The organism is Streptomyces sp. YGL11-2, assembly GCF_050054615.1.
Lineage (GTDB): Bacteria > Actinomycetota > Actinomycetes > Streptomycetales > Streptomycetaceae > Streptomyces.
The window spans coordinates 91,391-103,003 of record NZ_JBNHIN010000003.1; the positions used below are offsets into that span (position 1 = coordinate 91,391).

Annotated in this window: 14 protein-coding genes and 2 pseudogenes; 7 read left to right on the forward strand and 9 right to left on the reverse strand. The window is 71.0% G+C overall.

All coding sequences use genetic code 11. The features are described from left to right. Positions 1-187: 187 nt before the first annotated feature. Positions 188-856: a snapalysin gene (snpA, locus tag ACO1BR_RS05055; protein WP_426793790.1), complete on the reverse strand. Its 669-nt coding sequence runs from the start codon at positions 854-856 to the stop codon at positions 188-190. 220 nt (positions 857-1,076) lie between these two features. On the opposite strand from snpA, the gene ACO1BR_RS05060 reads away from it, so the two are divergent. Beyond that, complete coding sequence (locus ACO1BR_RS05060; protein ID WP_426793791.1) at positions 1,077-2,036, forward strand: LysR family transcriptional regulator; 960 nt, start codon at positions 1,077-1,079, stop codon at positions 2,034-2,036. Positions 2,037-2,063: 27 nt separating this feature from the next. Here the strand turns inward: ACO1BR_RS05060 and ACO1BR_RS05065 are convergent, their stop codons facing one another. The 3 genes from ACO1BR_RS05065 to ACO1BR_RS05075 form a co-directional block, all read right to left on the reverse strand. Beyond that, positions 2,064-3,398 (reverse strand): RNA polymerase sigma factor, encoded by a 1,335-nt coding sequence (locus ACO1BR_RS05065; protein ID WP_426793792.1) that lies wholly within the window; start codon positions 3,396-3,398, stop codon positions 2,064-2,066. A gap of 67 nt (positions 3,399-3,465) precedes the next feature. Beyond that, entirely contained in the window at positions 3,466-3,834 is a 369-nt protein-coding gene (locus ACO1BR_RS05070; RefSeq protein WP_426793793.1) for a YciI family protein, read from the reverse strand. A 426-nt stretch (positions 3,835-4,260) separates the two neighbouring features. Continuing rightward, positions 4,261-4,701 carry an ArsI/CadI family heavy metal resistance metalloenzyme gene (locus tag ACO1BR_RS05075; protein WP_426793794.1) on the reverse strand — a complete coding sequence of 147 codons (441 nt, stop codon included), beginning with the start codon at positions 4,699-4,701 and terminating at the stop codon, positions 4,261-4,263. Positions 4,702-4,780: 79 nt separating this feature from the next. On the opposite strand from ACO1BR_RS05075, the gene ACO1BR_RS05080 reads away from it, so the two are divergent. The 3 genes from ACO1BR_RS05080 to ACO1BR_RS05090 are packed head-to-tail and all read left to right on the forward strand — an operon-like array spanning position 4,781 to position 6,679. Beyond that, on the forward strand, positions 4,781-5,188 hold the full coding sequence (locus tag ACO1BR_RS05080; protein ID WP_426793795.1) for an ArsR/SmtB family transcription factor: 408 nt from the start codon (positions 4,781-4,783) through the stop codon (positions 5,186-5,188). Next, positions 5,185-6,279: an ACR3 family arsenite efflux transporter gene (gene arsB / locus ACO1BR_RS05085; protein ID WP_426793796.1), complete on the forward strand. Its 1,095-nt coding sequence runs from the start codon at positions 5,185-5,187 to the stop codon at positions 6,277-6,279. Before ACO1BR_RS05080 ends, arsB begins: the two co-directional genes overlap by 4 nt. Further along, positions 6,272-6,679 carry an arsenate reductase ArsC gene (locus tag ACO1BR_RS05090; protein ID WP_426793797.1) on the forward strand — a complete coding sequence of 136 codons (408 nt, stop codon included), beginning with the start codon at positions 6,272-6,274 and terminating at the stop codon, positions 6,677-6,679. The genes arsB and ACO1BR_RS05090 overlap by 8 nt, the downstream gene beginning before the upstream one ends. Before the next feature lie 473 nt (positions 6,680-7,152). On the opposite strand, the pseudogene ACO1BR_RS05095 reads toward ACO1BR_RS05090, so the two are convergent. The 3 genes and pseudogenes from ACO1BR_RS05095 to ACO1BR_RS05105 form a co-directional block, all read right to left on the reverse strand. Then, positions 7,153-7,730: pseudogene (locus tag ACO1BR_RS05095) on the reverse strand (HD domain-containing protein). A 14-nt stretch (positions 7,731-7,744) separates the two neighbouring features. Further along, positions 7,745-8,017: a hypothetical protein gene (locus ACO1BR_RS05100; protein WP_426793798.1), complete on the reverse strand. Its 273-nt coding sequence runs from the start codon at positions 8,015-8,017 to the stop codon at positions 7,745-7,747. Continuing rightward, entirely contained in the window at positions 7,999-8,742 is a 744-nt protein-coding gene (locus tag ACO1BR_RS05105) for a hypothetical protein (RefSeq protein WP_426794015.1), read from the reverse strand. Before ACO1BR_RS05105 ends, ACO1BR_RS05100 begins: the two co-directional genes overlap by 19 nt. On the opposite strand from ACO1BR_RS05105, the pseudogene ACO1BR_RS05110 reads away from it, so the two are divergent. Further along, positions 8,693-9,172: pseudogene (locus ACO1BR_RS05110) on the forward strand (tyrosine-type recombinase/integrase); the annotation flags it as partial. The gene ACO1BR_RS05105 and the pseudogene ACO1BR_RS05110 overlap by 50 nt on opposite strands. Positions 9,173-9,179: 7 nt before the next feature. Here the strand turns inward: ACO1BR_RS05110 and sodN are convergent. Further along, positions 9,180-9,575, reverse strand: a complete 396-nt coding sequence (sodN, locus tag ACO1BR_RS05115; protein WP_426793799.1) for a superoxide dismutase, Ni — start codon at positions 9,573-9,575, stop codon at positions 9,180-9,182. A 168-nt stretch (positions 9,576-9,743) separates the two neighbouring features. On the opposite strand from sodN, the gene sodX reads away from it, so the two are divergent. Then, positions 9,744-10,196: a nickel-type superoxide dismutase maturation protease gene (sodX, locus tag ACO1BR_RS05120; protein ID WP_426794002.1), complete on the forward strand. Its 453-nt coding sequence runs from the start codon at positions 9,744-9,746 to the stop codon at positions 10,194-10,196. Here the strand turns inward: sodX and ACO1BR_RS05125 are convergent. Continuing rightward, positions 10,109-10,729, reverse strand: coding sequence for a CGNR zinc finger domain-containing protein (locus ACO1BR_RS05125; protein WP_426793800.1), 621 nt, complete (start codon positions 10,727-10,729; stop codon positions 10,109-10,111). The genes sodX and ACO1BR_RS05125 overlap by 88 nt on opposite strands. Before the next feature lie 94 nt (positions 10,730-10,823). Here ACO1BR_RS05125 and ACO1BR_RS05130 point away from each other — a divergent pair, with 94 nt between their 5' ends. Next, a complete protein-coding gene (locus ACO1BR_RS05130) occupies positions 10,824-11,585 on the forward strand; it encodes a class I SAM-dependent methyltransferase (protein WP_426793801.1) in 762 nt (253 codons plus the stop codon). The last annotated feature ends 28 nt before the right edge of the window (positions 11,586-11,613 follow it).

The following is an 11,613-nucleotide window of genomic DNA, read 5'->3' on the forward strand; positions in this document are numbered from 1 at the left end:
CCGCGGGGGCGGACGTACGGAACACCCGGGCCGGTGGGGACACGAGGGCCGGCCGCCAGGTACCGGTCCTCGTCGGCCCGCGGGCCGCCGGCCGTTCCCCGGCCCCGTCAGCCCGGCCGGAGAGCGGCCGGCCACCGCCGTACCGCGTCATCGGGCGGCCGAAGCGGCCACCCGGCCGCCCGGGGTGTCAGGCGGCCGTGCCGAAGCGGACGCCGGCCAGGCCGTTGGCCCAGAGCTGGTCCACCTTGGCGCGCTCGTTCGCGTCCGGCTGGGTGTTCTGGCAGGACGGGCCGGGGCCGCCGCCGGACATCAGCTCGCTGCACGGACCCTCGTAGTGGTCCGGCAGGCCCAGCACATGGCCGGTCTCGTGGGCGACCACGCGCGTGGAGTTGTACTCCTGGGACTGCTTGTGGTCGATGAAGACGAAGCCCTTGCCGTGGCCGTCGGTGCTGGCGTAAGAACCGCGCGGGTCGTCGCCCTCCTTGTACTGGAAGTCGCCGCCGCTGCCCTCCTGGAGCTTGACGTTCTGCACCGCGCCGTTCCATATGGAAGCGGCCTGGGATATCTGGCTCTGGTACGTCGGGGCGGCGCTGGCGTCGTAGGTGACGGTGACCGCCGCCGCGTGCGGGTGCGCCTTCATCTTGGCGCGGGCCGACTTCATGACCGCCTCGAAGAACGCCTTGGTGTCGGCCTTCTCGGCCGCCGATCCGGTGTACGCGGCGATCGAAGCGGGGGTGCTGCGGTAGGAGTTGGCATGGGTCGAGGGGGAAGCTGCCGAGACCGGCGCTGCGGCTGCGAGCGCGGCGGCGAGGCCCAGTCCGAGCGCTGCCGACAGCGCCGTCTTGGGAGATTTCATGTGGGGGGCTCCTTAATCTCCGAGGGCCGTACGGCCGCCGTGTGGGGCGGCGGCCGGGGCCCTGCGGATTTCTTGGTGCCGTTGAGTCTGAACGGAGTTCGCCCGGAAGACGGAGATGCCAGGTGGCGATAGCGCCAGGCAATATCCCTGTGAAAAAGCGGGTGTTCAGGCAGGTTTAAGAGTCTGGTGTGACCTGCGCCTGCGCGTTTATGCTCCGGACGTGGAGCTAGAGGTAAGGCATCTTCGCGCGTTGTGCGCCATCGCCGACACCGGCAGCGTACGCAAGGCGGCGCGGCAGTTGGGTATGACCCAGCCTTCCTTGACGACCCAGCTGCGCCGTATCGAGAAAGCCCTCGGCGGCCAGCTCTTCTTCCGTGAACCGAGCGGCAGCCGGCCGACACCCCTCGGGCATTCGGTGCTGTGCCGGGCCCGGCCGATAGTGGCCGAGATGCGCGCGCTTGTCGAGGAGATCGCGTCGGTTTCCGTCCGCGAGGAGGGCGCCCGGCTGCACATCGGCAGTACGAACAGCCCCGCGGTGGCCGGCTGGCTGCGGCGGCTGCGGGTGCGGCTGCCGGAGACCGACACCACGATACGTACCGATGTGTCCGCCAACGCCCTGCTGCACATGGTCGCGACGGGGCAGCTCGACGCCGCCTTCGTGCACGAGGTCGAGGGCGCCCCGCTGCGCGTGCCCGAGGGCCTGGTGGAGCACGAACTCCTCGCCAGGGAGCCCCAGTTCATCGCCCTCGCGGACACCCACCCGGCCGCCGCCCGGTCCGTCGTCCGGGTCGCCGACCTCGCGGCCGACCAGTGGATGGTCGACCCGACCGTCGACGGCGAGTGGGCCGGACTGCGCCGCATCTGGGCCGCCGCCGGGATCAACCCCCGTGTGGTGCACGGCGACTACCTCACCGCCGTGGACCTCGTCACGGCCGGCGAGGTCGTCACCCCCTGCCAGCCCACCGCCCGCGACCGCCCCGGCATGGCGATCCGCCCGCTGCACGGCGACCCGCTGGCCGTCCGCCTCTTCATGGCCTGCCGCCCGGACGGCGCCGCGGCCGCCCCCGCCGACGACCTGTTCGCCGATCTGACCGCCTCGTACATGGAGATCGCCTGGGCGAGCGAGGCGTACCGCGACTGGCTGGTCCGGCACGACGGCCCGCTGATGGTCGGCGGGTAGCGCGGCCCCCGGGGGGATACGCGCGGGCTATCGCCCGGCATCTCCATCCGGCGCGGTGCCCGCCGGCGGCCGCAACCGGCCCTCCCGCTCCACCTGCGCCGCCCGCTCCACCAACAGGGCCCGCTCGCGGGCGTTGCGGGTCATCGACGCCGCCCGCAGCAACTCCTCCCGGGCCTCCGCGGCCCGCCCCAGCCGTGCCAGCAGATCGCCGCGGACGCTCGGCAGCAGGTGGTAGCCCGCCAGCGCCGGCTCCGCCGCCAACTCGTCCGCCACCGCCAGGCCCTGTCCCGGCCCGTACGCCATCCCGACCGCCACCGCGCGGTTCAGCTCCACGACCGGGGACGGCGCGACCCGCCCCAGCGCCTCGTACAGCACCGCGATCCGCGGCCAGTCGGTCTCCCGCGCGGTCCGCGCCCGCGCGTGGCAGGCGGCGATCGCGGCCTGGAGGGCGTACGGGCCGACGGCGCCGCCCAGTTCCTCGGCGCGGGCCAGGGCGGCCAGCCCGCGCCGGATCAGCAGCCGGTCCCAGCGCGCGCGGTTCTGCTCCAGCAGCAGGACCGGCTCGCCCGCCGGCCCGGTCCGCGCGGCCGACCGGGACGCCTGGATCTCCATCAGCGCCACCAGGCCGTGCGCCTCCGGCTCGTCCGGAAGCAGCCCGGCCACCATCCGGCCCAGCCGCAGCGCGTCCTCGCACAGCGCCGGACGCATCCAGTCGTCGCCGGCCGTCGCCGCGTACCCCTCGTTGAAGACCAGGTAGACGACCTCCAGCACCGACGACAGCCGGCCGGCCAACTCCCCGGCGGCCGGCACCTCGAACGGCACCCCGGCCGCGGCGAGCTTCTTCTTGGCTCGGACGATCCGCTGCTGCACGGTCGTCTCGGACACCAGGAAGGCGCGGGCGATCTCGTCCGTCCGCAGCCCGCCGAGCAGCCGCAGGGTCAACGCCACCCGCGCCTGGGTGGACAGCACCGGATGGCAGGCGACGAACACCAGCCGCAGCAGGTCGTCCTCGATCACCCGGGGGTCGAGGACCCGCGCGAAGTCGGCCTCGGACGGGCCCGGTTGGTGCTCCGCCTCCCGCCCCAGGGCCTCGACCTTCCGCGCCAGCCGCTCCCGGCGGCGCACCAGGTCGATCGCCCGGTTCCTGGCGGTGGCCATCAGCCAGGCTCCGGGATTGTCCGGGACACCCGTTTCCGGCCACCGCTCCAGCGCGGCCACCAGCGCGTCCTGCGACAGCTCCTCGGCGAGCCCCACATCGCGGACGATCCGGGTCAGCCCGGCGACCAGCCGCGGCGACTCGATCCGGAACACCGCCTCGACCGCCCGCCGCGCCTCGCCCGCCGCCGTCTCCTCCGCTGCCACGGCCACATCAGAACACCCGCGCCGCGCCCCGGCAAACCGCACCGCGGCGCGGGTGCGTCACCGCCGCCTACGCCCCCGGCGGCGGCTCCTCCACCTGCCGGATCTCGGTCGTGACCTCCCACTCGTCCCCGTGCACCCGCAGGAACCGCTTCGCCCACTCGACGGCCTCCTCCTTCGAGGCGGCCTGGAGCAGCGCATAGCCGCCGATGACCTCCTTGGCCTCGGCGAACGGCCCGTCCGTCACGCTCAGCTTCCCGCCCGACAGCCGCACCCGGCTGCCCTCCGCACTCGGTCGCAGGCCGGCCGTGTCCAGCAGCACCCCGGCCTTGGTCATCTCGTCCATCAGCCTGCCCATCTCGGCCATCAGCTCCGGGCTCGGCCCGGCGGCGGGCGCCGTCCTCTCGTCGATCCGGACCAGCATCATGAAGCGCATCACGATCTCCTCTGCGTATGCCGTGCGTTCCGCGTACTTCGCGTGTTCCGCGCATCTCCGCGTGTTCCGCGACGCCGCGATGCGCGGTGCGCGGTCATCCACTCGACGAACCGGGGACGTCGGGATCGACATCCGCGAGGAAATTGTTCTCAGCGCCTCTCCCGGGGCCCCGAAACGCCCACAGCACCCGGCTCCGCGCGGATGCCGGGTGCTGTGGGGAGGGCTACGACGTGCGGCGGGTTACGCCTTCTTCGTCGCCAAGTAATCGGCCGGGTCGGCGACCTGCCGCTGTAGGCCGCTGACCTGGCTTTTGCTGACTGCTGGCGACGGGGTGCGACGGTCTCGATCGGGTGTCTTGCGGACTGTGTGCGGACTGGGTGTGCCCGCTGGGGTGCACATCTGCGAACGGCAGGGCACGCGCGGGGTCGACTATTCGGCCACGCCCGCGCAGCAGCTTTCGCCGGTCAGGCCCGCTGTCGTGTCGGCGCTCTTGCCGAGTGTGTCGGCGTCGGCCTTGACGACGTAGACCTCCCACGGCTCCTGGCCGGGGCCGTGGACCCAGACCTTGTCCTGGAGGGCGTAGCAGCAGGAGGTGTCGTTCTCCTCGAAGGTGGCCAGGCCGGCGTACTTGAGGCGGTTGGTTGCGGCGGTGACCTGCTCGGTGGAGTCGACTTCCACGCCGAGGTGGTCGAGGCGGGTCTCCTGCCCGGGCTCACCCTGGATCAGAACAAGCTTCAGGGGCGGCTCAGCGAGGGAGAAGTTGGCGTAGCCCTCGCGGCGCTTGGCGGGTTCGGTGCCGAACAGCTTCGCGTAGAAGGTGATCGACGCCTCCAGGTCGCTGACGCGCAGGGCGAGCTGGGCACGGGACACGGCATGCCTCCGAACCGATTGCATTGAAGTCTTTCGATGCAAGGTTGCGCCCTGAATCGAAGAACGTCAACATAGACGCATGTCGAATCAAGAGCTTGAGGTGCTCGGCCAGGATGACGCGGTCGATGCCTGCTGCCCGGGCCTGCTGACGGCCCCACTCGACGAGGGGCAGGCCGTGGAGCTGGCGAAGGTGTTCAAGGCGCTGGGCGACCCGGTCCGGCTGCGGCTGCTGTCGATGATCGCCTCGCGGGCCGGGGGTGAGGTCTGCGTCTGCGACCTCACCCCCGCCTTCGACCTCTCCCAGCCGACGATCTCCCACCACCTCAAGCTGCTGCGACAGGCTGGTCTGATCGACTGCGAGCGGCGCGGCACGTGGGTCTACTACTGGCTGATGCCGGAGATGACCGACCGCCTCGCCGGCATCCTCACCCGCCCTGCAGGTGAGGCGTTGCCCGTTCGCGCCGAGGTCGCAAGGGGCTGCTCGTGAGCGCCGCCGCACGCGAGTCGGGGGTGGCCGGCCGGCTGTCGTTCCTCGACCGCTTCCTCGCCGTGTGGATCCTGGCCGCGATGGCGGTCGGGCTGGGCCTGGGACGGTTGGTGCCGGGCCTTGGGGGCGCGCTGGCAAAGGTCACCGTCACCGGTGTCTCGCTGCCGATCGCGCTCGGCCTGCTGGTGATGATGTATCCAGTCCTGGCCAGGGTCCGCTACGACCGGCTCGACACCGTCACCAGCGACCGGCGCCTGCTCCTGCCGTCCCTGCTGCTGAACTGGGTCGTCGGCCCGGCCGTGATGTTCGCGCTGGCCTGGCTGTTCCTGCCGGACCTGCCCGAGTACCGCACGGGATTGATCACCGTGGGCCTGGCCCGCTGCATCGCCATGGTGATCATCTGGAACGACCTGGCCTGCGGCGACCGCGAAGCCGCCGCAGTCCTGGTCGCCCTGAACTCGGTCTTCCAGGTGATTGCGTTCTCGGCCCTCGGTTGGTTCTACCTCTCCGTCCTCCCCGGCTGGCTCGGCCTGGAACAGGCAGGACTCAACGTCTCGGTATGGGAGATCGCCCGCAGCGTTCTGATCTTCCTCGGCATCCCCCTCGCCGCCGGCTACCTCACCCGCCGCCTCGGCGAACGCGCCAAGGGCCGCACCTGGTACGAGTCCACGCTTCTGCCGAAGATCGGCCCGTTCGCCCTCTACGGGCTGCTGTTCACGATCGTCGTCCTCTTCGCCCTGCAAGGCGACGCCATCACCTCCCGCCCCCTCGACGTCGCCCGCATCGCCGCTCCTCTGCTGGTCTACTTCGCCGTGATGTGGGCCGGATCCATGGCCCTCGGGCGCGCGGTCGGCCTGGACTACGCACGAGCCACGACGCTCGCGTTCACCGCTGCGGGCAACAACTTCGAGCTGGCCATCGCCGTCGCCATCGCCACCTTCGGTGCCTCCTCCGGACAGGCCCTTGCCGGTGTCGTCGGCCCCCTCATCGAGGTACCGGTCCTCATCGGCCTCGTCTACGTCGCCCTGTGGGCCCGCCACTTCTACACCTCGCCCCTCGCCGCACCGCAGGAGGAACCCACCCGTGTCTGACACCGCTGCCCTGCCGTCCGTGCTGTTCGTCTGTGTCCACAACGCCGGCCGCTCCCAGATGGCCACAGCCTTCCTCACCCACCTCGCGGGCGACCGCGTCGAGGTGCGCTCGGCCGGCTCCGCCCCCGCCGACACCGTCAACCCCGCCGTCGTACAAGCGATGTCCGAAGTCGGCATCGACATCTCGGCCGAAGTACCCAAAGTGCTCACCACCGAAGCGGTCCAGGCATCCGACGTCGTGATCACCATGGGTTGCGGGGACACCTGCCCCGTCTTCCCCGGCAAGCGCTATCTCGACTGGCAACTGCCCGACCCCGCAGGACAGGGCGTCGACGCCGTCCGCCCCATCCGCGACGAGATCGAACAGCGCATCCGCCAACTGATCGAAGAGATCGCCTGACCGGCCGGGGCCGCCACCCCTAAGCTCGACGCCCGAACGACGCGCACAGGGGGACGGTCTTGTCGTACTGCGAACGCCATGAACTGCACAACTGCGCTGACTGCGCGCCTGATGGGGGTGTGCGGCGTACCGGCTACCGGTCTGGCGAAGGCGAGGCGAAATGGTCGGGCTGGCCAAAGGGCGCGATCATCATTCACTACGAGGGCAAAGCGCACCTACCTGGGTGTGCCCATCTGAGCGACAGCGCCATCCAGGCACCGAAGTTCGGCTGGGTGACCGCTCCCGCTCCAGGTGCCTGGTGGCGGCTGTCGGCTTCCGAACCGCTTCGGCCTACCGAGGGCAATACCGGCCTCGCTGGGATCAGCCGTTGCGAAACGTGCAACGCTACGCAGTAGGCCAGTGCCATCCGTGGCTGCAACCCAGGACCGAAGAAATTCACCCCGGAGAAATCAGCCGGCCGATCCTGGCAGCGCTCAGCCCAGATAGGTCTTCTGCCACTCGATCGATGACATGTTCAGCGCTGCCTCGGCGAGGGCCTGCGCCGAGGCGGTCTTGAGTTTGGCGACGCTGGTGTCGATCCAGTTCTGGACGTTGGCGCAGCCCTGTTCGCGGTACTCGACGGCATGGACGAGGCATTCGAGCTTGTCGGCGTCGTGGGCGACGACGACTTCGAGGGAGTCGCCGTTCTCGTACTCCTCGACGACGCGCTGCACGCCGGCTGCAACGGCGGGGTGGGCGGCGGACACTTGGTCGGCGGTGACGTTCTCGTTGGAGGCGGCTGGGACGTAGCGGCGACCGATGTGGGGGATGTCGCCGACGCGGGTCTCCTGGGTGTCGTGGAAGAGACACATCAGGGCGACCTTGGCGGGGTCGGCTCCTTCCATCATCGCCAGGACGGCGCCGATGATGCCGACGCGGAAGCTGTGTTCGGCGATGCTCTCGGGTCCTTGACTCCGGCGATCCACCAGCCGGTGCGCTTGGCGCGCTTGAGCATGCCCATCTCCAGGAGGTACCCCGCCGTGCCCCGCGCGTTGATCGTCTCGTCCGCCATGGTGCCCTCCGGTGTCAGTGCTGCTGATCGCGTAGAACGTAGTGAACGGCGCTCAGTTCGCGCCGGGATCGTGGGGAGATCACGCCAGCGTCGAGTATCCGCGCCACCCGGCCGGCGAGGGAGTGGGCGAGTGCCGGCGATGCCTGCGGAAGCCATGGATGCGTGGTGAACAGTGCCCACAGGGAGTGGGCGTACAGGGCAACGTAGCCAGGCGACTCGACGAAGCCGCGCGCGAGGCCGCGCAGAAGGGTGACCCGGTCCCAGCCGGTCAGCGCGCGGTCGGCCAAGAAGTGATCGCTGGCCTGCGGTTCGCGCAGGGCGCCCATCCAGTACGCCCAGTAGTTGAGGTTGGCGGCCTCGGCCGCGTCGTCGTCGGCCATGGCCCGGTCGATGAAGTCCAGGGCGGGACCGGGTCGCCTCGGCGGGCAAGGGCTGCCGCAGTGGAGCGGGCCTCGGCCCAGCGCGGGGAACCACCCTGGACCGAGGCGATCCCGCGGCGGGCGTGAAGGGCGTGCGCGGTCCAGGAGTTGGCTTCGGGGCTGCTGTCGTAGGAGGTGAGGTAGAGCGCCTGGCGGCGGAGCAGCGCGCGGCTGTCCCCGCCGTCGGCAGCGTGGACGGCTTCCCGGAGGTTCGTGAAGAGGGTGGTGCGGTACTGGGCTCCCATCAAGGGGGCTGTGGCCACAGGGCCTCGACGGGAGGGACTCCGGTCCCGTAAGGCCGGTGGCGGTGTGCCGTTGACCGCCCATGCGATCATGCGGGCGGTGTCGCGGGTGTGGACCCACTCGGCGAGCGGGTGCAGGTCGAGGTCCTCCGGCGGGGCGAGGGCGGCGTCGATGATGCGGTCGGCGTCCATGGCGGCGTCCAGCAGTCCCAGGGCGGCGGGGTCGGCGCCGAGGGCGAGCAGCCGACGCTTGAGGTCGAGGAAGGCACCGGCCTTCATGTTGGCCAGCGGGCGGCGTGCACCGAAGACCGGCAAATCGCGGCGGACCGTACCGGTCGGCGAGAGCGTCACCGACGCCCTCCTCGCACACCTCGCCGCACGCCCCTCGAAAGAGTGGCTATTCACCATGGAAGAGGGCGAACCTCTCAACTACCGCCGATGGAAGACCGAGTGGAACTGCGCCCGCAAGGCGCCGCAGTAGGCAGAGAACGCGGCGGCCGAGCGCGAGGGCCGCAGGTCCGTCGAGCTGCCGCACATGGTGACCCACGACCTGCGGCATTTCTTCGCCTCCGCCCTCATCGCCGGCGGAGCGAGCGTCAAGCAGGTCCAGCTGGTCCTCGGCCACGCGTCCGCGGTCATCACGCTGCGGATCTACGCGCACCTGTGGCCGGGAGAAGAAGACCGCACCCGCTCCGTCATGGACGCCGTGCTCGGCGGCCTGCGGACCGGGTGCGGACAGATAGGCAATGCGACCCGCGGAACCGCAGGTCAGACGGCCTAGCCAAAGATCAGGCCTTCTTCGTCTCCCAGAAGATCTTGTCGATCTCGGCGATGAGCTCCAGGGCCTTCTCGCCCGTCTTCGGGTCGTTGGAACCCTTGGCGGCGCTGAGGGCCTTGAGGGTGTCGTTGACCAGCTGGTGGAGCTGCGGGTACTTCTCGAAGTGCGGGGGCTTGAAGTAGTCGCTCCACAGAACCGAGACGTGGTGCTTGGCCAGCTCGGCGCGCTGCTCCTTGATCAGGATGGCGCGGGCGCGGAAGTCCGTGTCCTCGTTGGCCTGGTACTTCTCCTGGACGGCCTTGACCGACTCGGCCTCGATGCGGGCCTGGGCCGGGTCGTACACGCCGCAGGGCAGGTCGCAGTGCGCGCTGACCCTGACCTTGGGGGCGAACAGGCGGGAAAGCATGTTCAGTCCTTCCTCGTGATCGTCTTCTCAGGTGCGAGATTACTCGGTGCGGGAAGGCTTTTCTCGGGTGGCCCGGGGGTCTTAGGGCAAAAGTCCAGTGCCGGGTTGCGACTGATGGAGGATGGACCGGTGAAGGGTGCGAACCGGGGCGGGACCGGGAGGTACGGGATGCCGGGGCGGGTGCGGGAGCCGGAGCAGGACGGCGGCGGAGTGGAGCCGGCGCACGGCGGGCTGCTGCGGTCCTTCGGGCTGGCCGAGGTGTACAACCCGTCGATGGTGCCGACGCTCCGGCCGGGGGACCAGCTGGTGGTGCGGTACGGGGCCGCGGTGCGCCCCGGCGACGTCATCGTGCTGCGGCACCCCTTCCGGCAGGACCTGCTGATCGTCAAGCGGGCGGTGGAGCGCCGGGACGGCGGCTGGTGGGTGCGCGGCGACAACCCGTACGTCGAGAACGACAGCCGGGAGTTCGGGGCGGTGCCCGACGAGCTGGTGGTCGCCCGCGCCTGGGTGCGGGTCCGGCCGCCGCGCGGGGTTCAGCGCTCGCCGCGGGCGGTGGCCGCCTGGGCCTGGTCGGCGGTGCGGCCGGTGCGCTCGCTCTCCAGGCGTTTGCGGGCGCGGTAGGCGGCGACGTTGGCGCGGGTGGCGCAGCGGTCGGAGCAGTAGCGCCGGGACCGGTTGGTCGAGGTGTCGAGGTAGGCGTTGCGGCACGGCCGCGCCTCGCAGATGCCCAGGCGGTCCACGCCCAGTTCGGTGAGGTGGAAGGCCAGGCCCATGCAGGCGGTCGCGGTGTAGCCGGCGGTGGCGTTGGCCGCGTGGTCGGCGATGTGCAGGTGCCACTTGGGGCGGCCGTCGGTGTCGCGGTGTTCGTGGCCGGAGATCTGCGGGCTGACCGGGAACTCCATCATCAGCGCGTTGAGCAGGTCCACCGCCAGTACCTCCTCGCCGCCGTCGGCGGCCTCGAAGACGGCGCGCAGCCGGGTGCGCACCTGGCGCAGCCGGGTCACGTCGCTGTCGGTGGCGCGCCGGGCGACCTGCTGGGCGGGGCCGAAGAGTTCGCGGACCGCCTCGACCGAGGTGAGGGTGTCTCCACCGCGCTCGGGCTGCTCGGTGTTGACCAGCCGCACGGCGTAGTCCGAGTAATAGGCCAGTTCCACTTGTAGTCCTTACGGGAACGCGTCTAAGGTGCGAGTGCGAGCATTCGTAATGGGTGTTGTCGCTACGAGGGTATTACGGGCCGGAGGGGTTGTGATGACCGAGACCGCCATGGGCGACGACTGGCAGACGTGGCAGGACAGTTGGGACCGGCAGCAGGAGTGGTACATGCCCGACCGCGAGGAGCGGTTCCGGGTGATGCTCGACATGGTCGAGGCACTGGTGGGCCCCGCGCCCAGGGTGCTGGATCTGGCATGCGGCACCGGCAGCATCTCCGACCGGCTGCTGAAGCGGTTCCCGAAGGCCGAGAGCGTGGGCGTCGACCTGGACCCGGCCCTCCTCGCCATCGCGCAGGGCCACTTCGAGGGCGAGGACCGGATCCGCTTCGTCCGGGCCGACCTCAAGGACCCGCAGTGGACCGCCCTGCTGCCGCACGACTCGTACGACGCGGTGCTGACCGCGACGGCGCTGCACTGGCTGCACTCGGAGGACCTGAGGGGGCTCTACGGGCAGCTGGGCGGGCTCGTCCGGGACGGCGGGGTGTTCCTCAACGCCGACCACATGCCCGACGGTTCCACACCGCGGATCGACGCCGCCGAGCGGGCGTTCCGGCACGCGCGGATGGACCGCGCCAAGGAAGCCGGCGCGGTCGACTGGGCCGAGTGGTGGCGGCTGGCCGCCGCCGACCCGCGGCTGGCCGGGCCGACCGCCGAGCGCTTCGCGATCTACGGCGAGCACGCGGACGGCGACACCCCCTCCGTGCGGTGGCACGCCCAGGTGCTGCGTGAGGCGGGCTTCGCGGAGGCGCGCGCCGTATGGGCGTCGCCGACGGACAGCCTCGTGCTGGCGCTGAAGTAGCCCCGGTGCCGGACGGCGGGGGGGGGGG